The organism is Aeromicrobium sp. CF4.19 (assembly GCF_051262555.1).
Classification (GTDB): Bacteria; Actinomycetota; Actinomycetes; order Propionibacteriales; family Nocardioidaceae; genus Aeromicrobium.
The window spans coordinates 1-418 of the sequence record NZ_JBIMEU010000022.1 but is presented as its reverse complement, the minus strand read 5'-3'; the positions used below and the strand labels follow the sequence as shown (position 1 = coordinate 418).

Sequence of the window (418 nt, the reverse complement as noted above, 5' to 3'; positions counted from 1 at the left end):
CTTCTAGGGGGATGTCGACGATGGCTCTGAACTGGTTCAAGAACTATGGCGACCTGCACGACGGCGTCACCGGCGACACCATCCGCGCCGCGGCCGAGGACCCCAACGAGAACGCCAACGTCATCGCCGCACTGGCCAGCGAGCTCGCCGAGGACGAACAGCACGTGGCCGGCGACGTCGAGGGCGCCATCGAAGCCGGCACCCGCACCAACCCCGCCCAGGTCCAGCTGGCAGCCAGCGAGCTCGCCCAGGCCGGCTACTACGCCGTCGGCCTGCTCAAGGAGTTCGCCACCAGCGTCGACACCTTCGACGACGGCGTCGAGGAGCTCAACGACCAGCTCCGCCACGACACCGCCTCCGCCCAACGCTACGCAGGCCAAGGTGCCGCGGAGAGCGACGAAGAACCCCCGACCTACGA

Annotated in this window: 1 protein-coding gene; it reads left to right on the top strand. The window is 68.7% G+C overall.

The window, feature by feature from the left end; all coding sequences use genetic code 11:
- Nucleotides 1–20: 20 nt before the first annotated feature.
- A partial coding sequence (locus ACHAAC_RS17465) for a hypothetical protein (RefSeq protein ID WP_435717656.1) occupies nucleotides 21–418 on the top strand: 398 nt, incomplete at its 3' end.